The following is a 22,832-nucleotide window of genomic DNA, read 5'->3' as shown; positions in this document are numbered from 1 at the left end:
CAAGCAAATGGGATGAGAGCGCGGTTCGTCCAGCACGAATCCATGCTAGCCTTGCGTGGACAGAGTGATCCGAATGACATCCCGCCTGCGTCTGATCCCGCTCCTGATCTCCGCCCTCGTTGCTTGCACCATCTCCGCGCGGGCGCAGGACAAGGGCTCGCTCAATCCGCAGCCATTGCCGCCGCTCGCCAACCCTAACGATCCGACGATCGGGGCGAAGCAGCTGTTCGCCCGCAAGGTGCTGCCGGCAGCGATGCCGACCCAATCGATCGGCGGCTACACCAAGGGCTGCCTCGCCGGCGCCGCGCAGATGCCGCTCAACGGCGCCACCTGGCAGGTGATGCGGCTGTCGCGCAACCGCTATTGGGGTCACCCCGCCATGATCGCGCTATTGAAGCGGCTGGCGGCCGACGCGCACAGGGACGCCGGCTGGCCCGGCATCCTGGTCGGCGACATCGGCCAGCCGCGCGGCGGTCCCGCGATCTCCGGTCACGCCAGCCACCAGATCGGTCTCGACGCCGACATCTGGCTGACGCCGATGCCGGATCGCAGATTGTCGCGCGAGGATCGCGAGGAGATGTCGGCGGTGATGATGGTGCGCGACGACCGGCTCGATATCGATCCGCGCGTCTTCACCCCAGGTCATGTTCTCGTCATCCGCGACGCGGCGCGCGAGCCGGCGGTGCAGCGCATCTTCGTCAATCCGGCGATCAAGAAGGCGTTGTGCCGCGAGGCCAAGGGCGACCGCAGCTGGCTGTCGAAGATCCGGCCGTGGTGGGGGCACGACTACCACTTCCACATCCGCATGCGATGTCCGCCCGGCAGCCCGCAATGCGAAGCGCAGAAGCCGCAGACCGAAGGCGAAGGCTGCAAGCCGTCCGATCTCGCCTTCTGGTTCAAGGACTCGGTGCTGCATCCGAAGCCGCCGCCGAAACCGCCGAAGCCACACCCGCCGATGACGCTGGCGCAAATGCCGGCGGGGTGCAGGACGGTGCTGAACGCACCCGACGCCAAACATTCAGAGCAATAACATCTTCGTCAGGCGGCTATGCCGGTCGGCTCGAAGTAAGTTATGATCTCGCCTCGTCGCGCCGTAAGCGCGATCGCGCGATGGATCGGGGCCGCCGATCTGTTTTCATCCGTCACAATTGCATTGGATCAGACATGCGCAGATCGCTCCTCGCCGCATCGCTCCTGCTCGTATCCATTCCCGCCTTCGCAGCAGAGGAGCCGAGCGGTTGCGACAAGTTCAAATGGTCGATCGACCGCGCGCGCGCCGCACTCACCGCGCCCGATCGCGTCAAGCTCACCTCGGGCAGCGAGCAGGCCGCGCTGCCGCCAACCGCCATGACGCTGGCGCTGGTGGCCCCAAGCGATGCCAAATTGCCGTCGCCGCCGGAGCGCGCACCGAAGGACGGCAGCTTCGCCGGCTTCACCAGCTTCAAGGCCGCGCCGAAGGCCGGGCTCTATACCGTCAGCCTGTCGGCCGGCGCCTGGGTCGACCTGGTGCAGGACGGGCATTTCCTGAAGCCGAAAGCGTTCAGCGGCGCGACCGATTGTGACGGTATCCGCAAGACCATGAAATACGACCTCGCGGCCAGCCCTTTCGTGCTGCAGGTCAGCGGCTCAAAAGAGAACTCGCTGTCGATTGTGATCCAGCCCTCGGATGAATAGGACGATCGGTTAGACAAACGATCGCCTTTACCGTAAGCCTCAGCCTGCTATGTTCGCAGTGCGATATCCCCGAGGACCGTAAGTCCTGTTGGGGACCAGCGGAACAGCGCTTCCGTCCGTCGCGGGCCAGACCTCATTTAACGCCTGATTTGCGCGCGTCCGCTTGCGCGCGAACTTGCACGGAGCGCTTTCCATGTCACGAGTTGCCGGACTTTTCACCGCCTTCGTCATGCTGCTCGGCGCGATCCATTCGCCCGCGCGAGCCGAGGACAAGACGCTCACCGTGTTCGCCGCGGCCTCGATGAAGAACGCGCTCGATGAGATCGATGCCGCCTATACCGCCAAGACCGGCGTCAAGATCAGCGCCAGCTATGCGGCGAGCTCCGCACTGGCGAAGCAGATCGAGCAGGGCGCGCCGGCCGACGTGTTCGTCTCCGCCGACACCGACTGGATGGACTATGCGATCAAGCACAAGGACATCAACGAGCCGACGCGGGTCAACCTGCTCGGCAACTCGATCGTGCTGATCGCGCCGAAGGATTCCAAAATCGATAACGTCAACATCGGACCCGGCTTCGATCTCGCCAAGCTCGCCGGTGACGGCAGGATCGCAACCGGCGACGTCAAGGCGGTGCCGGTCGGCAAATACGCCAAGGCCACGCTGGAGAAGCTCGGCGCCTGGCAGGCCGCGGAGTCGAAATTCGCGATGGCCGAGAGCGTGCGCGCGGCGCTGACGCTGGTGGCGCGCGGCGAAGCCGTGCTCGGCATCGTCTATTCGACCGACGCAAAGGTCGAGCCGGGCGTCAAGATCGTCGGCACCTTCCCGGCCGACACCCATCCCGCGATCATCTATCCGGTCGCAGCGACGACAACCGCAAAGCCCGAGACATCAGACTATCTCGCCTTCCTGCGCTCGTCGACGGCGAAGGCGATCCTCGAGAAATACGGCTTCAAGTTCCTGATCAGCCCGACCACCTGATGTTCGAGATCTCGCCGACAGAATGGACGGCGATCCTGCTGTCGCTGCGGGTCGCCGTCATCGCAACGCTGGTGGCGACGCCGTTCGGGATCGCGCTCGCCTGGCTGCTGGCGCGGCGCGATTTCTGGGGCAAGTCGCTGCTCGACGCCGTCGTGCATTTGCCGCTGGTGCTGCCGCCGGTCGTCACCGGCTATCTGCTGCTCCTGACCTTCGGCAAGCGCGGCCTGGTCGGCGGCTGGCTCGCCGATCATCTCGGCATCGTGTTCGCGTTCCGCTGGACCGGCGCTGCGCTCGCGTGCGGCGTGATGTCGTTTCCGCTGCTGGTGCGGCCGATCCGCCTCTCGATCGAAGCCGTCGACCGCCGCCTCGAACAGGCCGCGGAGACGCTCGGCGCCGCGCCCTGGCGGGTGTTCGCGACGGTGACGCTGCCGCTGGCGCTGCCCGGCGTGCTGGCGGGAATGGTGCTCGGCTTCGCCAAGGCGATCGGCGAGTTCGGCGCGACCATCACCTTCGTCTCCAACATCCCCGGCGAGACCCAGACCATTTCGTCGGCGATCTATTCGCTGATCCAGACACCCGACGGCGACACCGCCGCCGCGCGGCTCGTGATCATCTCAGTCGTGCTCGCGGTCGGCGCATTGATCGCGGCCGAAGTGTTTGCGCGCCGCGCCACCGCGCGCCTGCATGGGCAATAGCGATGCTGCGCGTCGACATCCAGAAGCAGCTTGGAGAGTTCTCGCTCGCGGCCTCGTTCACCAGCGAGGGCCGCGTCACCGGCCTGTTCGGCGCGTCCGGCTCCGGCAAGACGTCGTTGATCAACACCATCGCGGGGCTGCTGCGTCCGGATCGCGGGTCCATCGTGATCGACGGCGAGACCGTCGACGATACCGCGGCCGGCATCCATGTGCCGACCTGGCGCCGTCGCATCGGCTACGTCTTTCAGGACGCGCGGCTGTTTCCGCATCTCGATATCAGGCAGAACCTCGACTACGGCCGCCGCATGAACGGCCTCGCTGAAGACCCCGCGCAGCACAAGCGCGTCATCGATTTGCTCGACATCGGCGCCCTGCTCGACCGCCGCCCCGGCAAGCTCTCGGGCGGCGAGCGGCAGCGCGTCGCGCTCGGCCGGGCGCTGCTGTCCAAGCCGCGGCTGCTGCTGCTCGACGAGCCGCTGGGCGCGCTCGACGAAAGCCGCAAGCTCGAGATCCTGCCCTATCTGGTCCGGCTGCGCGACGAGGCCGGCGTCCCGATGGTCTATGTCAGCCACGACGCGGCCGAGCTGCGCCAGCTCGCCACCCAGATCGTGATGCTGCGCGGCGGCCAGGTCACCGCATTCGGCGGTGTTAAGGTGTTGACGGCGGGCGGGTAGCTGGCCGTTTTTCCGAAAGTCGGCATAAGATAGCCCATCTTGTCTGCTAGGCCCGCGTCGGGACATCCCGATCGGGCATGGGGAAAGGTGCATCGTGCGACTGACTGGCTGGGTATTGCTGCTGATCGGCGGACTGCTATGCGCCACGATTTCGTGGGCCGCGCTCGGCTTCCTGCTGATGGGCATCGGCCTGATCTCGCTGCAGGTCGCCGAACGCCGACGCCACCCGGCGGGTGACGCCGTGCCGGCCGGCGCCGCGGGATTTACCCCTCCGCGCCTCAGCTCCGGGCTGCAGCCGCCGACCCTCGACCCGGTCACCGGCCAGGACAACGGGCCGCAGCGTCAGCCGCGCCGGGTGGCCTGGTCCGACAAGAAGGGGGATGCCCCCTACGACCGGCAGACCTGGCGCCGGCTGATCGAGAGCGATCCCGATCTCGCGCAGCTTGCGAAGGTGCTGACCGACTATGGCCCGCAATATGTCGATGAGCTCGCGGCAAGCTATCTCGCCGCCCCCGACAAGAGCCGCCTCGGCGCGATCGTCGACGGCATCATTGCGCGCGCCCGGGATGGCCAGCCGGCCCCGCCGCCCGCGCAAGCCGAGGGATCGCCGCCGCCGCTGCCGCCCCGGCCGGAGCCGCGGGTATCTGCCCCCGCTGCAAGGCCGCCTACGCCACCGCCGGCACCTCCGGCCAAGTCCGCCGATGCACTTGAAACATCTCTGCTCGCCACGGTCGAGGAGGCGACCGCCAGGATCGCCGCCGAACGCGCCGGTCTCTTCAAGCCCTCCAAGGATCCCGGCAAGGCGACCGACAGCCGGCCGTCGACAGCGAGCCAGCGGGAACCGCTGTTCGGTCGCGCGCCCCGGGATGCGAAGCCCGCCGAGCCGCCACCAATGTCGGCTGCACCACCCGCCATACCGGCGGAGACGCCGGCCGACCTCGAAGCATCGTTGATCGCCGCCGTCAGTGAGGCCGCCGCCAGGCGGGCGGACGGATCGAAGCCAGCCCCGATTCCGGAGCCAACGCAACCTGCGGTGAAGGGCGAGCCGGAGATCCGGGTCATCGCACCCACTGCGCCGAAATCCGCTCCGCCGCCGCTCGCCGACACGCCGCCGGCCAAGACAACGCCCGCGAAAACGGCGGCCGACAATCTCGACGAGACGCTGCTCGCGGCGCTGGCCGAGATCTCAGGCCAGAAGTTGAAGGATGAGTCCAAGCCGGACGCGGCGTCGAAGGGTCCACCGGCCGACGATGGCCTGTCCGACATGATCAAGAAGTTCGCCCCGGATTCGAACTTCCTGCGCAAGCAGTGACGGCGGCTCAGACCCCCGCCACCGACGCCCAGATGTCGGCGAGCTTGCGCCGGACGGTCTGCATCCGCGTCTGCGGCGCGACCTCCTCCTCTTCCTCCGGCAGGCGCAGGCCGACGACATTGACCCGACCGCCGCTGATGCTGCGCGCCACCAGCACGATCTCGTCGAGCGCAAGCTCGGCGCCTTCCTTCGGCGCGCGGTCGAGATTGATGTCGAAATAATCCGCAAGCGTCAGCTTGGCGGTGTTCTCGTCAACCTTGACGCCGTAGATCTCGGCGAGTTCGCCGAGCGTATGCTCACCGGACACCATGAAGTCGCCGAGCAGATGTGGATCGGGCGCACTCGACGGCGCCATGTCGACGAAGAAGCGATCGAGCGCCTCGGCACGCTCCGGCGGCGCCAGCAGATAGATGTAGTCGCCGGGCGCAACCGGATCGGCCTCGACAGGGGTCAGGATCCGCTCGTCGCGGATCACCAGCGTCGGCTTCGACCACGACGGAATCAGCCCGCGGCGGAAATACAGGCTCTTCGGCCGCACCGGATAACCGACCAGCTGCTGCTCGAGCTGGCCGGGCAGATCCAGTTCGACACGGCGCGGGCCGCGTTCGGCGCGCGGCAGCGCGACGTGCAGCTTCCGCGCCGCCGGCGCCAGCGTCCAGCCCTGCAGCAGCAGCGAGATGATGACAACGACGAAGGCGACGTCGAAATAGAGGTAGGCCTTCGACAGGCCGACCAGCATCGGGATCGAGGCAAGGAAGATCGCAACCGCGCCGCGCAGGCCGGTCCAGGCGATGAAGACCTTCTCCCGCCAGTTGAACTTGAACGGCGCGAGGCAGATCAGGACCGCGAGCGGCCGCGCCACCAGCATCAGCGCGAACGCCACCAGCACCGCGCCGCCGGCGCTGGACAGCAGACGATGCGGCGAGACCAGAAGGCCCAGCAGCACGAACATCACGATCTGGGCCAGCCAGGTCGCGGCGTCGAGGAACGTCACCACCGAATTATGCGCGCGGGTCGGCCGGTTGCCGATGATGATACCGGCGAGATAGACCGCGAGGAATCCCGAGGCATGCACGATCTGCGAACCGCCGAAGATCACCAGCGCCGCCGTCGTGACGAACGGCGCATGCAGGCCCTGCGGCAGCGCGACGTAATTCAGCGCAATCACCACCAGCCGCCCGCCGATCACCCCGATGACGGCGCCGAGCACGGCTTCCTGGATGAACTCCATCGCGATGTGCGAGGCCGAGCTCTGGCCGATCGAGATGAACTCGACCAGCATCAGGGTGAGGAAGATCGCGAACGGATCGTTGGTGCCGGACTCCGCCTCCAGCGTGGCGCCGACGCGGGGACGCAGCCGCAGGCCCTGGGTGTGCACCAGCAGGAACACCGCCGCGGCGTCGGTCGAGGCCACGACGGCGCCGACCAACAGCGATTCGGTCCAGTTGAGGTCGAGCACGTAACGGGCGACCGGCGCCGTGATCAGCGCGGTCAGCAGCACGCCGGCGGTCGCCAGCATCATCGAGGGCGCCAGCACGGTGCGGATACTGGCGAAACGCGTCTTCAATCCGCCGTCGAACAGGATCAGCGCCAGCGCCACCGAGCCGACCAGATAGGTGGTGCGAACGTCGTCGAACTGCAGGCGACCGGGGCCGGAATCGCCCGCCAGCATGCCGACCAGCAAGAACACCAGCAGCAAGGGGGCGCCGAACCGCAACGCCAGCAGGCTCGACAGGATGCCGGCCATCACCAGCACCGCGCCGAGCAGGATCGCTATACTGACGGAGTCGAGGGATGCCATGCGCCTACGGAAGTCTCAAATACTTGCAATTGCATCCTTATCGTCGCCACACTGGGACGCCAACCGATTTCTGCCCTCAGCGGCAATCCGCCCGCTCTTGCTCACCCTAGGTCGCCCCGACACTGTGGTGTATCGATGGTCGGGTGAGCGCCGTTGTGGGATTCTCTCCATCCATTCGAATCACATTTGCCTGACCCGCACTTCAAGTTGAGACTTTGCCGATGGACATGAGCTGGAAGGACGTCCTGGAATCGATCCAAACGGCGCTGCGCTCGGTCGGCGCCGAGGTCGCCTCGCCCTGGTTCTATCTGCAGTTCGGCATCATCCTCGCCGCCGCCGGCCTCGCCTACGCCGCCGATACCGCCATCCATGCGCGGGTCAACCTGTCCACGCTGGCGACGCGCTGGCCGCTGCCGCTCCGGCACTTCGCCCGCGTGATGGTGACGAGCGCCTCCACCGCGGTGTTCGCGGTCCTGATGGTGATCTCGCGCATCGTGATGTGGCACGCCACCTGGCCGAGCCGCAGCTATCTGATCGCGGTCTCCGCCAAGCTGGCGCTGGCCTGGCTGATGATCCGGCTCGTCACCTCGGTGATCGACAACGCCTTCATCGTAAAAACCGTATCGATCGCGGCCTGGGTGGTCGCGGCGCTCAGCATCATCGGCCAGCTCGATTGGGCGGCCGATACGCTGGATTCGTATGCGATCGTGGTCGGCGGCCTCCGCCTCACCCCGCTGCTGCTGATCAAGGCCGGCGCGCTCTTGATCGTGGCGCTGTGGCTGACCAACCTCGCCAGCAATTTCGCCGAAAGCCGCATCAACAAGGCCACCGACCTGACGCCGTCGATCCAGGTGCTGCTGGTCAAGATCATCCGCATCGGCCTGATGGTGCTGGCGATCGCGATCGCGCTCGGCGCGGTCGGCATCAACCTCTCCGCGCTCGCGGTGTTCACCGGCGCGGCCGGCGTCGGCATCGGTCTCGGCTTGCAGAAGATCGTCGCCAACTTCATCAGCGGCCTGATCCTGCTGGTCGACAAATCGGTGAAGCCGGGCGACCTCGTCACGATCGGCGACAATTCGGGCCGGATCAGCGCGATGAAGACCCGCTACATCTCGGTCGCCGCCGGCGACGGCCGCGAGTTCCTCATCCCGAACGAAGACCTGGTGACGCAGAAGGTCACCAACTGGACCTACACCGACAAGAACACGCTGGTGAAGATCGCCTTCTCCACCAACTACGACGCCAATCCGCGGCAGGTCTGCAAGCTCGCGATCGCAACCGCCGCGGCCCATCCGCGCGCCACCAAGGGCCGCAACCCGAACTGCATCCTGACCGAGTTCGCCGAGGCCGGGATGAAGTTCTCGCTGACCTTCTGGATCGCCGACCCCGACGGCATGGACAATGTGAAGAGCGACGTCATGCTGTCGCTGTGGGACGCCTTCAAGCAGGAGGGCATCCGGGTGCCCTACCCGGTACGGGAACTCCGCATCCGCGGCGGCGCGCTGCCGGTCGAGAGCGTGGTCGAGGTTTCCAGCTAAGGCATTTTCGAGCGAAGTGAGCACCGGTTCGCGTCAAGAAAACGCGCCAAAACAGGAATCTAGGACCCGGTTTTGCGCGGTATTGCGGCCGCTGTTCCGGATTTTGTCCTGAAATCAAGCTGTATGGATATTGTCCCCATGCCCAAGCTTGGCTTGCGCCGGGCGCGCCGATCATTAAATTAGGGCCTGAAATCAGCCCCTTGCCCGCAGAAACATCCCGCCCATGAGCTATATCGACGCCACCGACACCTCGCTTCGCAAGACCGGCCAGATCAAGCTGCACGGACCGAGCGGCTTTACCGGCATGCGCAAGGCGGGCGCGCTGGTGTCGAAATGCCTCGATGCGCTGACCGACATCGTCAAGCCGGGCGTACCGACCTCTGTCATCGACGAATTCGTTCGCAAGTTCGCCTTCGATCACGGCGCCTATCCGGCGACGCTGATGTATCGCGGCTATCGCTACTCGACCTGCACCTCGATCAATCACGTGGTCTGCCACGGCATGCCGGGCGACCGCCCGCTGAAGGAAGGCGACATCGTCAATGTCGACGTCACCTTCATCGTCGACGGCTGGTATGGCGACTCGAGCCGGATGTATGCGATCGGCGCCATCGCGCGGAAGGCGGAGAGGCTGATCGAAGTGACCTATGAGGCGATGATGCGCGGCATCGCGGCGGTGAAGCCCGGCGCCACCACGGGCGATATCGGCCACGCCATCCAGAGCTTCGTCGAGCCGCAGGGCATGAGCGTGGTGCGCGACTTCTGCGGCCATGGCCTCGGCCGCCTGTTCCACGACGAGCCGAACATCATCCATATCGGCCGCCCCGGCGAAGGCGCGCCGCTGAAGCCCGGCATGTTCTTCACCATCGAGCCGATGATCAATCTCGGCAAGCCGCATGTGAAGATCCTGTCCGACGGCTGGACCGCGGTGACCCGCGACCGTTCGCTGTCGGCACAGTTCGAGCACTCGGTCGGCGTCACCGCCGACGGCGTCGAGATCTTCACCCTGTCCGAACGCCACGGCGAGAAGCCGTGGGTGCAAGTGTAATTGGGTGCAGGTCTAGCCGACCTCAACAAACTCAATAGTCACTCCGCGTGCGCCGCTCGATCTCCTCGGGCGTGTGATTGTCGCCGATCGACATCGCGCAGATCCGCGACAGATGCAGGTAGGGCAGCCCGGTCTCTTCCGCCCAGGCGTTGAACTGCGCCTGCACCTTGGCGAGATCGCGCTTCGACTTGACCTCCTCCGCAATATCGAGCCCGGCATCGCGCAGGCAGGCCACGACATCACGCGAGGTGACGAAGCCGTCCCAGCCCAGGAAGCGCAGCAGCATCTGCCCGGTGTTGCCGCCGAGCCGGCTGCCGCGCTTGGCGAGCAGCTCCAGCAGCCCGATCTCGTTGGATGACGGCCATGCCGCGAGGAATTTGCCGAAGCTGCCGTGCTCGCGCGCGATCTCCTGCACGAAGTGGCCATTGTCGCGGACCGACATGATCTTGGCGCCGTTGCGCACGATCCTGGCGTCGCCCGTGAGCTTCTCCCAGAATTCATCGGGCTTGAAGGCGAGCTTGGCCGGCTGAAAGCCGAGGAAGGCTGCCTCGAAGCCTTCCCATTTGGCGTCGATCACACTCCAGGCGAAGCCCGCGCAGAACACGCGCCGGGTCATTTCGGCCAGTACGCGGTCGTCGCCGAGCTTGGCCAGTGCCTTGGCGCCGGCCGGCGGGTGCAGCAGCTTCTCCAGCGCCTTCGGCCCGCCCTTGCGCTTCTCGGCGCGCGCGCGGATCACCTTGAATGACGTCACGCCGCCCTCCCCCTTTCGATCTCGCTGCAAGCGACGGTAATTCGCCCGCCGCGCGGTGGCAAATCTCGACAGCATCAGCCCTTGCAAAACGCGGCCGGCACGGCAAGGTTGTGGCCGATGCCCGCCAAACCCGATGCCAGCAACGACGAGCCTGACGAGACGCCGCACTATCACGGCCATCGCGAGCGGCTGCGCGAGCGCTTCTATGCTGCCGGGCCCGACGCGCTGACCGACTATGAGCTGCTGGAGATGGCGCTGTTCGCCGCGATCCCGCGCCGCGACACCAAGCCATTGGCCAAGGCGCTGCTGAAGAAATTCGGCTCCTTCGCCGAGGTGGTGCACGCGCCGGTGGCGCGGCTGCGCGAGGTCGACGGCGTCAAGGATGCCTCGATCAACCAGATCAAACTGCTCGCCGCGGCGGCGGGCCGGATCGCCAAGGGCCAGATCAAGCGCAGCATCGCGTTGTCGTCGTGGAACGACGTCATCGACTATTGCCGCACCGGCATGGCGTTCGCCGACAAGGAGCAATTTCGCCTGCTGTTCCTCGACAAGCGCAACCAGCTGATCGCCGACGAGGTGCAGCAGACCGGCACCGTCGACCACACCCCGGTCTATCCGCGCGAGGTGATCAAGCGCGCGCTGGAACTGTCCGCCACCGCGCTGATCCTGGTGCACAACCATCCCTCAGGCGACCCGACCCCGTCGCAGGCCGACATCCAGATGACGAAAGCGATCGTCGACATCGCCAAGCCACTCGGGATCGCCGTGCACGATCACATCATCGTCGGCAAGAACGGACATACCAGCTTCAAGGGCATGAGATTGATGTAGTCTCGCGGCGTTGAGACGTCCCGCACCGATCCCTGCCCACATCGCGGCGCCTCCACGGAGACGATGATGTCGAATGCTCCCAGCGCGGTTCTCTCGTCCGACGAGATCGCTGCAATTGCGCGTGACGCCGTTGCAGAGGGACAGGCGGACCGCAAGCCGGCTGCATGGCAGAAGATCCAACCATTGCGGAAGGTCCAGCGCCACCAGCCTGAGGCTGCGAGGGCGTTGGTATGGATTGTCGACCAGCGGAGCCTCACAAGGGACGAGGCGGCGGACCTGCTTTCGGAGATCGCGGATGCTCACGATGACGACATCGATGTCCTCTCGACGCTTGGGCAATGCCTCGAAGCGGTGCGCGACATTGATGATCTGAACGCGCCGCCGCCGGAACACCCGATCTTCCAGACCACGGTCGAGAAGCTGGACCGCCTGGCCAGGCTCCATGAGGGGAAACCTGAGCAGGAGCAGATCCTGCGCGGGCTCGCCACCGCGGCGCGGATGATGGCGCGCCAGAACGATGCGATCGCCGAGCACAGCCTTCGCAAGGTGGTTGAACTCAATCCGCAGAACAGCTCGCCCCACTATAATCTGGGCCTGTTCTACAAGACGCGAGGTAAGTTCGCAGAAGGCGTCGCGGCAAACCGGGCTGCTGCAAGCCTGTCGCAAGAGGTCGTCGACAGCTTCGAATGGAACCTTGGAATCTGCGCCACTGGCGCCGGCGACGTTGAGACCGCATTGGACGTGTGGAAGCGGATGGGACAGAACATCGCGCCCGGGCGGTTCGCCTTGCCGGAAGGCGGATATCCGGCCTGCAAGGTGCGGCTTGCCGAGCGGCCGCTTGCCGAGCGCACGGCGGACTCTGACGATCCAGGCGAAGAGGAAACCGTGTGGATCGAACGGCTGAGCCCATGCCACGGCATCATCCGCAGCGTGTTGTACCGCGATCTCGGCGTCGACTATGGCGATGTCATCCTGATGGATGGCGCCCCGATTACCCATCACACCTATGGCGAGCAGCAGATTCCGGTCTTCCCCCATTTGGCAACGCTGCTGCGCCGGAACTACCAGTTCTTCGATTTCGCGGGCACGCAGGAGACCGCACGGCAGCTGGCCGACATCAGCGACGAATTGGACGGCGACGCCGTGATCTATTCGCACTCCGAGGGCTTCAAGATCATGTGCGCGAATTGCTGGCGCAACCCCGATATCGATCACGCCGATCACGAGCAAATGGAAAAGCACGTCGTCGTCGGCCGCATTGCCGCGCCTCCCGACATCGCGCCCGCGCGACTTCTACATCTGATCGACACGGCCATCGAGAAGCGCGGTACCTGCCAGCTCTACGCGCCCGATCTTTGTGCGGCGGCCGGACAAGGGGTGCGCGAGCGGATCGACAGACGCCGGTTTGCGCTGCTGGCGAACAACTAGTTGCGCCGTGGTCCTGGCGAATGTCGGGGCGACGGTGTTCGGTGTCATCACCCGCGCATGCGGGTGATCCAGTATTCCAGAGGCAGCAGTGCTTGAGCCGAGGGGCCGCGGCGTACTGGATCGCCCGGGCGAGCCGGGCGATGACGGGTGTAGGTCGGGACAAGATTCTCTTCATACGTCGTCCCGGCGAAAGCCGGGAGCCATACTCCGCGGCGGATATTGCTGAAGGAACTCGTCGTTTCAACATCGCTCAACAATGACCATTCGTGGTTATGGGTCCCGGCTTTCGCCGGGACGATACCGAATGTGTTGAGCGAGTGCTGCCTCGGCGTCATACGAACCACGAACTCTTGCCGCTAACATCACCCATGCAACGTTTTCCGCGCGGCGGCGTTTGTTGCAGGTTGATTTGTCAGTTGCAGGCCTTGGGGGACCGATGTCCGATTTCACGATTGAGGAAGGACTACCCTATCCGCTAGGCGCCCGTTGGAGCGGCCACGGCACCAACTTCGCGGTATTCTCCGCCAACGCCACCAAGGTCGAGGTCTGCCTGTTCGACGGCGAGCGCGAGACGCACCGCTTCGAGCTGCCCGAATATACCGACCAGGTGTTTCACGGCTTCATCAACGGCGTGCAACCGGGCACGTACTACGGCTATCGGGTCTACGGTCCCTACCAGCCCGACGGCGGCCACAGGTTCAATCCGAACAAGCTGCTGCTCGATCCCTATGCCTGCGCTCATGCCGGCAGCCTCACCTGGAATCCGGCCGTGTTCGGCTACAAGATGGAGAGCGGCGACGACCTCACTTTCGACGAGCGCGACAGCGCGCCGTTCATGCCGAAATGCGTGGTGGTCGATCCCAATTTCGATTGGGTCCAGGAGGCGCAGCGCCAGGACGTGCATTGGGACGAGACCGTCGTCTACGAAACGCACGTCAAGGGCTTTACCAAACAGCACCCCGGCATCGACGAACATTTGCGCGGCACCTATGCCGGTTTCGGCTCGAACGCCGCGATCGATCATCTGAAGGCGCTCGGCATCACCTCGGTCGAACTGCTGCCGGTGCATTCCTTCATCAACGACAGCAACCTGCTGGACAAGCACCTGACCAATTACTGGGGCTACAACACGATCGGCTTCTTCGCGCCCGACCCGCGCTATGCCGCCGATGTCGCCAACAGCCTGCGCGAGTTCAAGGAGATGGTGTCGCGGCTGCATGGCGCCGGGCTCGAGGTGATCCTCGACGTGGTCTACAACCACACCGCCGAAGGCAATGAGCGCGGCCCGACGCTGTCGTTCAAGGGCATCGACAATGCGAGCTACTACCGGCTGTTGCCCGACAAGCGCCGCTACTACATCAACGACACCGGCACCGGCAACACGGTGAACCTGTCGCATCCGCGGGTAATCCAGCTGGTGATGGACAGCCTGCGCTACTGGGCCGGCCACATGCATGTCGACGGCTTCCGCTTCGACCTTGGCACCATATTGGCACGCGAGGTCTATGGCTTCGACGAGCAGTCAGGATTCCTCAAGGCGATGAACCAGGACCCGCTGCTCGCGACCGTCAAGCTGATCGCAGAACCTTGGGACTGCGGCCCCGGCGGCTACCAGGTCGGCGGCTTTCCGCCGGGCTGGGCGGAATGGAACGACAAATACCGCAACACGGTGCGTGATTTCTGGCGCGGTGAGGCCGCGCCAGGCAGCCTCGCGCCGCGGCTGCTCGGCTCGCACGACGTATTCAACCGCGAGGGTCGCCGCACCTGGGCCAGCGTCAACTTCATCACCGCCCATGACGGCTTCACGCTGAACGACTGGGCGAGCTACGACAACAAGCACAACGAGGCCAACGGCGAGAACAACAACGACGGCTCGTCGGACAACCACTCCTGGAATTGCGGCGCCGAGGGGCCGACCGATAATCCCGAGATTCGAGCTTTACGCGAACGCCAGAAGCGCAACATGCTGGCGACGCTGCTGGCGTCGCAGGGCACGCCGATGCTGCTCGGCGGCGACGAGTTCGGCCGCACCCAGCGCGGCAACAACAACGCCTATTGCCAGGACAACGACATCTCCTGGTTCGACTGGAATTTCTCCGACGACGCCAACAGGCTGCTCGCCTTCACCAAGCGAATGATCAAGCTGAGGCGCGACTATCCGATCCTTCGCCGCAGCCGCTTCCTCTCCGGCGACCGTGATCCGCAGCTCGCCATCCGCGACGTGGTCTGGATCAACGCCGCGGGCGCGAGATGTCGCAAGAGACTGGACCACCGGCTGGATCAAATGCTTCGGCGTCGTGCTCGACGGCCGCGCCCGCAAGACCGCGATCGCCCGCGAAGGCCAGGACGACACCGTGCTGGTGATCCTCAACAGCTATGAAGGCGAGGTCGACTTCAAGCTGCCGGCGACGTCGGCCGGCCCGCACTGGTCGCTGCTGCTGGATACCAACGCGCCGGAGCAAGCGGCAGGCGCGCAGTTCGCGTTCGAGAGCACGTACAAGACGGCCGGGCGTTCGTTTGTGCTGTTCATGGCAGGTGAAGTGAAGTAGCGCGGATTAGCGCAGTGTAATCCGCCTCTCGGCATCGAGGGTCGTTTCGATCTCTCACGCAATTGGCTGCAGGTTCGACGCCTTCCGCGACGACCTTGATGTCGAATTGCTGTGTGATGCCACTTGGGTTCGTTGGAGCCACCACGCCGTGAATCCAGGATTTTTGTGACCTTAACCGCGCGACAGTGGCGGGCGCTTCATGGTCAAGAGCTCCGTCACATTATGCAGATCATCAGCCGATGAGATCGCGACTGTCAGCCATTTCCCGTCAATGTATGTTTTGGCGTCATCGTAGAGCTTGACCAATTGCGGGCGCCAGACATAACGCCGCTCGTCAAACTTTTCTCGCTCTGTTCCACCCATGACCACGATAGCCGAAGAGCGCCTGTATTCCGGCACCAAGGTGGTGAACGCCTTGGTCTTCTTGTAGCGCAGGGACCAGCCGCGGTTCTTGCCACCGTAGAGCCAGTCTGGCGCGAAAACTCCAGGGTAGAATTCGTCGATCCAGTTTCGCAGCTCGGCCCAATGCTCGAACGCCTCGGGTCCGATCCATTCGCGGACGGCACTCTCATCGGGCGGTGCTGATTTGTCGGTGATCCTGTCGCCGATTTGGGGGATCGTACCGGTAGGTAAAATCATCACAAGACCTCGTGTTGATAGTCCGGCGAAGGCCGGATGGTAATGATGCTCGCGTCGCCAAGAGCTTGCGGCGCGCCCTCAGAATGCTCCTTGCGATGCTCTCCAGAGCAGGGGGCATCGCGAGACGGTCTATTGGCGTTTGCGAGCACCGCAGGCCAACCGTCGACACCTCGAAACTCTCGCACGACTGTCAGATCGATCGCCGCCAAGGCCCTCTCCCTCGCCAATTCGGCTTTGTCTCGGTCGAGGAACGCAGTGGCCTGTAGGGGCAGAAATTGCTGGGTCGTCAGCCCAATGGAGCTAAACGCCAGCGACAGATACGGCCTTAGAAAGTCCGGCTGGTTGGCTCGGTCGCCGGAGAAGACGCCGCCGGAGGCGACGCCGATGAATACCGGACGATCGTTGAGCATTCCCACCTTCCCCGTCGGCGTCGACTTCATCGTGCGACCGACGCGCAGGATCTTGTCGATCCACGCCTTGAGCACCGAGGGGATGGTGAAATTGTACATCGGCGTGCCGATGACGATCGCATCGGCCGCCTCGACTTCCTGGATCAGCGCGTCGGCAAGATCCAGAGCGCCCTTCGGCGGGGCCGCCAAGCTGGCCGGCGACGACAGCGCGACCGCGTAGTCAGCCAAGGCGTGGGGCAACGGTTCAGTCCCCAAATCGCGCCGGGTGATGCTCGCCCCAGGCGCAACCTCGAGAAGCTTTTCGACGATCGCCGCCGAAAGCTGCCGGCTGTACGATTCCTGACGTGGACTGCAATCAATATGGAGGATGTTCATGTGATCGATCCCAATGGCTTCATGAGGTTGCGACAGGGACAGAGCTCAGATCGAGCCAGCCGGTGCAACGGCGGGAAAGTCCTTGTCGGGATCGAACACGTTGTTGAAGAAATTCGTCAGGGAGTACATCGCCACCAGTGCGATGATCTCGATGATGTTTGCTTCGGTGTATCCAGCATCGCGAACGGCTTTCAGATCGGCGTCGCTGACCTGCCCGCGGGTCTCGATGACTTTGCGCGCAAACTGGACGGCCGCATCCCGTTTCGGATCGCTGGCATAGCCCTTCCGGGCGAGAATGATGTCATCGGGTGGCAGCTTGGCCATATGTTCGGCTGTGAAGCTGTGAACCGTCAGGCAATAGTTGCAACCATTCACTTCCGAAACCGCGAGGCCGATGCTGTCGCGTGTCTTCACGTCGAGCGCTTTGCTTAGCGCGCCGAGCAGGGTGGCCCACGCGTTGAACGCTATCGGGCTCTGCGCGAAGGCCGCCATCATGTTGGGGGTGAACCCGATGTTCTTCGTGAACGCATCGAGAGTCGGTTTCGACTCGGCCGGCACCTGTTCCGGCTTCAGGGCTGCAGTTCTTGGCATCATAGTCTCCATGAGTGGTTGGGTCGCTTGATAATCATGCGAAGTCCAAGACATCGGCCACCGGCATGCGCGGCTTCTGCGGCCAGTTGCCAGCTCGCTCCGGCCCTACGGTCAACAGCATGACCGGGACTTCGTCTTCGCCCAGGCCGAACTCGCGGTGCACGGCCTCTGCGTCGAAACCGATCATCGGCGTCGAACCCAGGCCCAGCGAGCGAGCCGCATAGATGATCGCCGCAGTGCCGAAGGTCGCGGAGCGCACAGCCTCGTCGCGCTGCCGCTGGGGCTGATCGTCATACAGCCCGCGAGCGGGGATTTCCCATTCCGGCACCAGGTGCGCCGGCATGATGCCGGCTTCCACCACCGGCGCCAGGCGCTCGGGGACGGTACTGGCATCGGCCAACTGGCCGATGATGATGAAGGTAACGGCGGCGTCGGTGATCGCAGGCTGATTCCATGCGATCGGACGCAACCGAGCCTTGGCCTCAGGCGTACGCGCGGCGATGAAGCGCCAGTTCTGCAGATGGAAAGATGTCGGCGCGGAGGTGCCGATCCGCACGAGGTCGCGGATATGATCGTCGCTCAGGGTGGCGCTGGGGTCGTAGTACTTGGCAGCACTACGGCTCAGGATAGTTTCGATGACGGCGTTTGTCGGCGTCGGCCGCGTGGGTGAATGGGAGGGTTGGGTCGCGAGAGTGTTTCCGCTCTTTTCGGTCTGCGCGTAGATTTCCGCGGCTACGCCGGTTGCGGGTTCGGTGGCAGCGATGCTGATGCAGTTCATTGGGTGGCTCCTTCATCAAGTGATTGCGGAGCTCAACCTACGGCAGGGAATAGTAATTTCGAGACTTAATTGCCTCAATATAATGCCCGAAAGGATCAAATTGACACGCGTAGAATTCCCGGGCCGCGTGCGTCTACTCGCCCTTGTGCGCCAGTCGGCGCCATTCCCCCGGCGTCATCCCCATCCTCTCGGCAAACACACGCCGGAATGCCGAAACGGATTGATACCCAACCGTCTCGGCCACAGCCTCGGTGCTGATCGCTTGCTTCTTAAGTTCGTTGGCGGCCAAGCTCATCCGGAGATCGGTCAACAGGTCGAGGGCGGAGCAACCCAACCTGTCTTGAAAGTGTCGCATGAACGTGGCGCGTGACATGCCGCACAAGTCCGCCAGATCAGGCAGTTTCCAGGACCGTGTTGGATCGGCAAACATTGCCGCGATGGCCGGAGCCAGTCGCGGATGGCCGGCCAGGGCCAGCAAGCCTTCAGGGGCTTTCTCGGATTCGCTCGCCGCTCGCAGTACCAGTGTGAACAGAGCCGAAGAAAGTGCGTTGAGCATGGCGCGTCCTCCCGCTCGGTCGCCAGCGGACTCCATTCGCATCAACCCCACCAGACTGGCCAGTTGGTTGGACGCGGACCCGATGCCCTCTTCTCCGTGGCCGTCAATAGCCCGCGCCACTAGATTTGTCGGCATGTAGTTGCGGATCAGCCGATCATGGGGTGGCGCAATGAAGAAGCGCCCGCACATCAGATCGAGTTGCTCGCCCTCGCCGTCGTTCTCGCTCAGCATCCATCCAGCAGACCCCTGGCGTTCCTGGGTACGGATTGGTGCTTGCCCACTACCGTCGTGTAGTACATGCGCTGCACCGTGTGGCAGCAGCACGATATCTCCGCTCACCAGCTCCCTCGCTGTTCTCGTCTCCGGATCCTCGAAAATGGCTCGGCCCTTGACTATGACGTGGTAGGGAATTTCGTTTGCCGCAGCCGGGCCCCAGGCCAGACGCCATGGCGCACCGTAGGCGCAGCGGACCTCGAGCTGGCCGGTAACGGTGATGATTTGCAAGAGTTGGCTCAGCCAATCGACTTGGGACATACGACCTCGAAACGGTGAAACATCCTATCGCAACTTCCAAACCTGGCTCCGTACCGGGGTGGTTCAAGCACCGACAGCGGCCGAGGGTTAACTCGGCCGCTGTCACATGATGTTAGCGAAGGCTCTTAGGCGTTCGCCGACTTCAGCGCGCGCTCCCCGCTTTCGGGCGCGTTGAGCACGAAGGTGACGAGGAGAACAGCAACACCGTTCGCCCAGTAGTACCAGGCGTCCAGCCCATGCAGGCCGAGCACGAAGGGCACGGCGACGAAAGTAATGCCGACGAGGCGGTCAACCGCGACATGCAACCCATATGGCAGCACGCGGACTACACCGGTCTTGTGATTGGTGAACAGGGTCAGAATGAGGGCGGCGACGCCGGTTGCGACCGACACCCAGAGCGCCAGTGGATTGGCACGGCCAAGTCCGAGCAGGAACGGCGTTGCCATCAGGCTCAACGCGACGGGGTAGTCGAGGAAGGCGTGAACGGTCTTTGTGACGAAGCGAATATTCATGAGACTCTCCGGTTGATCAAGGACTGGGGACTTGCACACCACTCATATGGAAGACTATGGGTGACGCCTGGTGCCAATAACTTTGCAGATCGTCCCGATGGACCCCTTTGCTGCCCTGTTCGCCCACGTAACGCCGACGGCCCGGACGTTCTTCACCGGGAACCTGTGCCAGACGTTGCAGTTCACTGGTGTGGGCCATCTGCACCTGTTCAAGGCAGGCGCGCTCACGGTCACCCAGGACGGACAAGCTGACCTCGAACTCGTTGAGCCGACCCTGCTGTTTTTGCCGCGCGGGCGGACCCACAGTTTCGCAGTCGATCCCGAGCGCGGAGCCGACCTCGTATGCGCGACCGTCGAACTCGGGGGTGCGGAGGGCAACCCGATTGGCCAGGGCCTGCCTGAATGTGTGGTCCTGCCGCTCACTGCTCATCCGGCGCTGGGCCCGGTTTGTGATCTGCTGGTCGGCGAAGCTTCTCCGAAGGTGGTGGCCGCCAAGCGGCGCTCGACCGGCTGTTCGACTATCTCCTGATCCTAATCGTGCGCCACGTCGTTGAGAGCGGCGCCATTTCGACCGGCGTGCTCGCCGGGCTCGCCGACCCACGCCTGGTCAAGGCGCTGACCGCGATGCACGAGGCGCCGAAGAAGCCTTGGAAGCTTGAGGATCTGGCCGACGTTGCGGGCATGTCACGCACGCGGTTCGCCGATCATTTTCGGACGCTGGTCGGCCTGACGCCCATTGAGTACCTGACGGTCTGGCGCATGACGATCGCGCGCCAGCTTCTCGGCAAGGGCAAACCGGTCAAGAGTGTGGCGGCGCAGGTCGGCTACGACAGCGCCGCCTCCTTCTCGCGCGTGTTCAGTCGGATGACCGGGCAGCCACCGCGCGAGTTCGACGCGCTCCGGGATGGATCTCGCTAATCGATGAACTCGGCACTAAGCGTCCGTACAATCAACGGCATGCTCATGGGAGCCTTGCGGACGAGAATTGAAATTAATTGTTCCGCGCCGCGGATGTCCGGTCGGGGGTCAGAAGCAGCGTTCGAGGGCATTCATCTTTAACATCGATCAGGAAGCTACAAATGTCAGAGCTTGTAGGGTGGATTAGCCGAAGGCGTCATCCGCCGCAGATCGACGCGCAAGACGGCGGATGACGCTTCGCTCATCCGCCCTACACAGCCCACCCGCCTCCACCCAAAGGTCCCTCCCCGCGACCTCGTCGGCCAATTGACATTCGCCATCGGGCTGCCAGACTTCGCTCAAAATACAGGGTGGAGACCACTGGATGGCCAATCTTTCGGCCTCAAATCACGTCGCCCGTGTTTTATCGGCGGCCAATCAGGTGGCCAGCGTCGACACCGAGGCGCGGATTGCCGCGTCCTGGCGGCGCTGCGTGGTCAATCACAACCTCGATCCGGCCCGGCGCGGGCCGCCGCAGACCCTGACCGAGGCCGAGGTCCGCCACGTCGCCGAGCCGATGGAGGACCTGATCCAGGTCGCGATCCCGGAACTCGAGGACCTCGCCCGGGTGCTTCACGACACCGGCTACTGCGTCAACCTCGCCGACCCTAACGCCACCATGCTGGTGAGCCGCCTGCCCGGAGGCGACTACGACCGGATGTTCCTGGAATGGAAGATCTACACCGGCTCGAACTTTGCCGAGACCTTCGAGGGCACCAACGGGCTCGGCACCGCGCTCGCCGAGCAGCGGCCGATCATCGTGCATGGCGACGAGCATTTCCGCGAGCAGTGGCACATGTTCACCTGCGCGGTGTCGCCGCTGTTCGATCATGCCGGAAGGCTGGCCGGCGCCGTCAACATCTCCTCCTGCCGCAGCGATCTCGGCCGCAGCGCGCATGAACTGGCGTTGGCTGTCACCACGGAGGCGACGCGGCGGATCGAGCAGTCGTTCTTCCGGCGGCGCTACCGCGCCTCCTGGATTGCGACGCTGCCCGGCGACGGCCATGGCATGCTCGCCTATGACGACGACCGCCGCGTGGTCGGCGCCTGCCGCACCGCGCGCGGCATGTTCGGCCTGACCGATGCGATGATCGATGGCGGCATCGACCTGTCGCATCTGATCCAGTTCGACGATCGCGCGACGCGCGCCGCGGATGATCCGGTCACGCTGCGGCGGGCCGACGGCACGCCATGGGGCCGCGGCCACCTGGCGCCTCCGGTCCGCGCGCGTGCCTCCCGTCCGTTACCTGCGCCGCCGCATGAACAACCGGCCGGACAGTTCAGCGGCCTGCACAGGCTGGCCGGCCGCGATCCCGTGCTGATCAAGGGCGTCAAGCGGCTGATGACGGTCGCAATCTCGATCTGCCGATCCTGCTGCATGGCGAGACCGGCGCCGGCAAGGACGTGTTCGCGCGCGCTATCCACGCCGCAAGCAATCGCGCGGCCCGCAACTATGTCGCGCTGAACTGCGCGGCGATGCCGGAGAGCCTGATCGACGCCGAGTTGTTCGGCTACGAGGCCGGCGCCTTCACCGGCGCGCGGCGCGAGGGATCGAAGGGGCTGATCGTGCAGGCGAGCGGCGGCACGCTGTTCCTCGACGAGATCGGCGACATGCCGCTGGCGCTGCAGACGCGGCTGCTGCGCGTGCTGGAGAATCGCGAGGTCTGGCCGCTCGGTGCGCTGAAGCCTGTCCCGGTCGACATCCGCCTGATCAGCGCCACGCATCGTGATCTGGCGCGGATGGCAGAGGACGGCAGCTTCCGCTCCGACCTGTATTACCGGCTGCGCGGCATGGAGATCCGGCTGCCCGCCTTGCGCGAGCGCGCGGATCGGCGCGAGGTGATCGCGCAGATCGCCGACGAGGAAGCCCCGCACTGCCGCATCGCGCCGGATGCCTGGGCGCAACTGATGGCCTATCCCTTCCCCGGCAACATGCGCCAGCTTCGTCACGTGCTGCGGCTTGCCGGTGCCACCGCCGAGAACGGCGTCATCACCGAGGCCGATCTCGATCTGCCGCCGTTCGTCAGGCGCAGCGTGGAGGCCGATCACGCGGCGAGCGAGCGCGCCGCGATCGCCGACGCGTTGCGCGCCAATGGCGGAAGAGTGAGCGACGCTGCCAAAGCACTCGGGCTCAGTCGCGCGACCTTGTACCGGAAGATCAAGGCGTTAGCGATCGAGCTGGACAGCTAGGCCAGGACAG

At 64.6% G+C, this 22,832-nt stretch carries 20 protein-coding genes and 2 pseudogenes; 14 read left to right on the top strand and 8 right to left on the bottom strand.

From position 1 onward, the window contains the following. The first annotated feature begins 73 nt into the window (after positions 1-73). The 6 genes from mepA (at position 74) to ALC15_RS08665 (ending at position 5,334) form a co-directional block, all read left to right on the top strand. Positions 74-1,030, top strand: coding sequence for a penicillin-insensitive murein endopeptidase (gene mepA / locus ALC15_RS08690; RefSeq protein ID WP_050626872.1), 957 nt, complete (start codon positions 74-76; stop codon positions 1,028-1,030). Between the two features lie 134 nt (positions 1,031-1,164). Beyond that, complete coding sequence (locus ALC15_RS08685) at positions 1,165-1,674, top strand: hypothetical protein (protein ID WP_050626871.1); 510 nt, start codon at positions 1,165-1,167, stop codon at positions 1,672-1,674. A gap of 193 nt (positions 1,675-1,867) precedes the next feature. Next, positions 1,868-2,653, top strand: coding sequence for a molybdate ABC transporter substrate-binding protein (modA, locus tag ALC15_RS08680; RefSeq protein WP_050626870.1), 786 nt, complete (start codon positions 1,868-1,870; stop codon positions 2,651-2,653). Further along, on the top strand, positions 2,653-3,348 hold the full coding sequence (modB, locus tag ALC15_RS08675) for a molybdate ABC transporter permease subunit (protein ID WP_050626869.1): 696 nt from the start codon (positions 2,653-2,655) through the stop codon (positions 3,346-3,348). Before modA ends, modB begins: the two co-directional genes overlap by 1 nt. 2 nt (positions 3,349-3,350) lie before the next feature. Continuing rightward, positions 3,351-4,022 (top strand): molybdenum ABC transporter ATP-binding protein, encoded by a 672-nt coding sequence (gene modC / locus ALC15_RS08670; protein WP_050626868.1) that lies wholly within the window; start codon positions 3,351-3,353, stop codon positions 4,020-4,022. A gap of 94 nt (positions 4,023-4,116) precedes the next feature. Further along, the gene (locus ALC15_RS08665) at positions 4,117-5,334 is read left to right on the top strand and encodes a hypothetical protein (RefSeq protein ID WP_128089478.1); all 1,218 of its coding nucleotides are present in this window, start codon (positions 4,117-4,119) and stop codon (positions 5,332-5,334) included. Positions 5,335-5,341: 7 nt separating this feature from the next. Here ALC15_RS08665 and ALC15_RS08660 read toward each other — a convergent pair whose 3' ends face one another. After that, positions 5,342-7,135: a potassium/proton antiporter gene (locus tag ALC15_RS08660; protein ID WP_050626866.1), complete on the bottom strand. Its 1,794-nt coding sequence runs from the start codon at positions 7,133-7,135 to the stop codon at positions 5,342-5,344. 221 nt (positions 7,136-7,356) lie between these two features. On the opposite strand from ALC15_RS08660, the gene ALC15_RS08655 reads away from it, so the two are divergent. Both ALC15_RS08655 and map read left to right on the top strand, forming a co-directional pair. Then, entirely contained in the window at positions 7,357-8,673 is a 1,317-nt protein-coding gene (locus tag ALC15_RS08655; protein WP_050626865.1) for a mechanosensitive ion channel family protein, read from the top strand. Positions 8,674-8,896: 223 nt separating this feature from the next. Next, entirely contained in the window at positions 8,897-9,721 is an 825-nt protein-coding gene (gene map / locus ALC15_RS08650; protein WP_050626864.1) for a type I methionyl aminopeptidase, read from the top strand. 31 nt (positions 9,722-9,752) lie between these two features. On the opposite strand, the gene ALC15_RS08645 is transcribed toward map, so the two are convergent. Further along, positions 9,753-10,472, bottom strand: coding sequence for a DNA-3-methyladenine glycosylase I (locus ALC15_RS08645; RefSeq protein ID WP_050626863.1), 720 nt, complete (start codon positions 10,470-10,472; stop codon positions 9,753-9,755). A gap of 117 nt (positions 10,473-10,589) precedes the next feature. Between ALC15_RS08645 and radC the strand changes: the two genes are divergently transcribed. The 3 genes and pseudogenes from radC (at position 10,590) to glgX (ending at position 15,280) form a co-directional block, all read left to right on the top strand. Then, a complete protein-coding gene (gene radC / locus ALC15_RS08640; RefSeq protein WP_050626915.1) occupies positions 10,590-11,303 on the top strand; it encodes a RadC family protein in 714 nt (237 codons plus the stop codon). Between the two features lie 63 nt (positions 11,304-11,366). Then, positions 11,367-12,731 carry a tetratricopeptide repeat protein gene (locus ALC15_RS08635; protein ID WP_244485992.1) on the top strand — a complete coding sequence of 455 codons (1,365 nt, stop codon included), beginning with the start codon at positions 11,367-11,369 and terminating at the stop codon, positions 12,729-12,731. A gap of 436 nt (positions 12,732-13,167) precedes the next feature. After that, positions 13,168-15,280: pseudogene (glgX, locus tag ALC15_RS08630) on the top strand (glycogen debranching protein GlgX). A gap of 171 nt (positions 15,281-15,451) precedes the next feature. Here glgX and ALC15_RS08625 read toward each other — a convergent pair. The 6 genes from ALC15_RS08625 to ALC15_RS08600 form a co-directional block, all read right to left on the bottom strand. Next, positions 15,452-15,919, bottom strand: coding sequence for a DUF3788 domain-containing protein (locus tag ALC15_RS08625; protein WP_050626862.1), 468 nt, complete (start codon positions 15,917-15,919; stop codon positions 15,452-15,454). Then, complete coding sequence (locus ALC15_RS08620) at positions 15,919-16,704, bottom strand: FMN-dependent NADH-azoreductase (RefSeq protein ID WP_050626861.1); 786 nt, start codon at positions 16,702-16,704, stop codon at positions 15,919-15,921. Before ALC15_RS08620 ends, ALC15_RS08625 begins: the two co-directional genes overlap by 1 nt. Positions 16,705-16,749: 45 nt before the next feature. Further along, on the bottom strand, positions 16,750-17,295 hold the full coding sequence (locus tag ALC15_RS08615) for a carboxymuconolactone decarboxylase family protein (protein WP_050626913.1): 546 nt from the start codon (positions 17,293-17,295) through the stop codon (positions 16,750-16,752). Positions 17,296-17,329: 34 nt separating this feature from the next. Next, entirely contained in the window at positions 17,330-18,073 is a 744-nt protein-coding gene (locus tag ALC15_RS08610) for a nitroreductase family protein (protein ID WP_244485991.1), read from the bottom strand. A gap of 133 nt (positions 18,074-18,206) precedes the next feature. Then, positions 18,207-19,163: an AraC family transcriptional regulator gene (locus ALC15_RS08605; RefSeq protein WP_050626860.1), complete on the bottom strand. Its 957-nt coding sequence runs from the start codon at positions 19,161-19,163 to the stop codon at positions 18,207-18,209. A 125-nt stretch (positions 19,164-19,288) separates the two neighbouring features. Continuing rightward, a complete protein-coding gene (locus tag ALC15_RS08600) occupies positions 19,289-19,675 on the bottom strand; it encodes an SPW repeat domain-containing protein (RefSeq protein WP_050626859.1) in 387 nt (128 codons plus the stop codon). Positions 19,676-19,772: 97 nt separating this feature from the next. Here ALC15_RS08600 and ALC15_RS46020 point away from each other — a divergent pair, with 97 nt between their 5' ends. From ALC15_RS46020 to ALC15_RS08590, 3 genes and pseudogenes are all read left to right on the top strand, one after another. Continuing rightward, the gene (locus ALC15_RS46020; RefSeq protein ID WP_244485990.1) at positions 19,773-20,204 is read left to right on the top strand and encodes a cupin domain-containing protein; all 432 of its coding nucleotides are present in this window, start codon (positions 19,773-19,775) and stop codon (positions 20,202-20,204) included. Positions 20,205-20,212: 8 nt separating this feature from the next. Then, entirely contained in the window at positions 20,213-20,593 is a 381-nt protein-coding gene (locus ALC15_RS46015; RefSeq protein ID WP_244485989.1) for a helix-turn-helix transcriptional regulator, read from the top strand. A 364-nt stretch (positions 20,594-20,957) separates the two neighbouring features. Beyond that, positions 20,958-22,822: pseudogene (locus ALC15_RS08590) on the top strand (sigma-54-dependent Fis family transcriptional regulator). Positions 22,823-22,832 lie beyond the last annotated feature (10 nt).

It is taken from the genome of Bradyrhizobium viridifuturi (assembly GCF_001238275.1).
Lineage (GTDB): Bacteria > Pseudomonadota > Alphaproteobacteria > Rhizobiales > Xanthobacteraceae > Bradyrhizobium > Bradyrhizobium viridifuturi.
Note: the sequence above shows the minus strand (reverse complement) of the source record. Positions and strands in the feature narration are given on the sequence as shown.

Coding starts and splice junctions, on each gene's coding strand:
- ALC15_RS08620 (WP_050626861.1), bottom strand. CDS start 16,704: ATGAACATCCTCCATATTGATTGCAGTCCACGTCAGGAATCGTACAGC.
- ALC15_RS08660 (WP_050626866.1), bottom strand. CDS start 7,135: ATGGCATCCCTCGACTCCGTCAGTATAGCGATCCTGCTCGGCGCGGTG.
- map (WP_050626864.1), top strand. CDS start 8,897: ATGAGCTATATCGACGCCACCGACACCTCGCTTCGCAAGACCGGCCAG.
- ALC15_RS08685 (WP_050626871.1), top strand. CDS start 1,165: ATGCGCAGATCGCTCCTCGCCGCATCGCTCCTGCTCGTATCCATTCCC.
- modB (WP_050626869.1), top strand. CDS start 2,653: ATGTTCGAGATCTCGCCGACAGAATGGACGGCGATCCTGCTGTCGCTG.
- ALC15_RS08600 (WP_050626859.1), bottom strand. CDS start 19,675: ATGAATATTCGCTTCGTCACAAAGACCGTTCACGCCTTCCTCGACTAC.
- ALC15_RS08635 (WP_244485992.1), top strand. CDS start 11,367: ATGATGTCGAATGCTCCCAGCGCGGTTCTCTCGTCCGACGAGATCGCT.
- ALC15_RS46020 (WP_244485990.1), top strand. CDS start 19,773: ATGGACCCCTTTGCTGCCCTGTTCGCCCACGTAACGCCGACGGCCCGG.
- ALC15_RS08625 (WP_050626862.1), bottom strand. CDS start 15,919: ATGATTTTACCTACCGGTACGATCCCCCAAATCGGCGACAGGATCACC.
- ALC15_RS08655 (WP_050626865.1), top strand. CDS start 7,357: ATGGACATGAGCTGGAAGGACGTCCTGGAATCGATCCAAACGGCGCTG.
- mepA (WP_050626872.1), top strand. CDS start 74: ATGACATCCCGCCTGCGTCTGATCCCGCTCCTGATCTCCGCCCTCGTT.
- radC (WP_050626915.1), top strand. CDS start 10,590: ATGCCCGCCAAACCCGATGCCAGCAACGACGAGCCTGACGAGACGCCG.
- modA (WP_050626870.1), top strand. CDS start 1,868: ATGTCACGAGTTGCCGGACTTTTCACCGCCTTCGTCATGCTGCTCGGC.
- ALC15_RS08615 (WP_050626913.1), bottom strand. CDS start 17,295: ATGCCAAGAACTGCAGCCCTGAAGCCGGAACAGGTGCCGGCCGAGTCG.
- ALC15_RS08610 (WP_244485991.1), bottom strand. CDS start 18,073: ATGAACTGCATCAGCATCGCTGCCACCGAACCCGCAACCGGCGTAGCC.
- ALC15_RS08605 (WP_050626860.1), bottom strand. CDS start 19,163: ATGTCCCAAGTCGATTGGCTGAGCCAACTCTTGCAAATCATCACCGTT.
- modC (WP_050626868.1), top strand. CDS start 3,351: ATGCTGCGCGTCGACATCCAGAAGCAGCTTGGAGAGTTCTCGCTCGCG.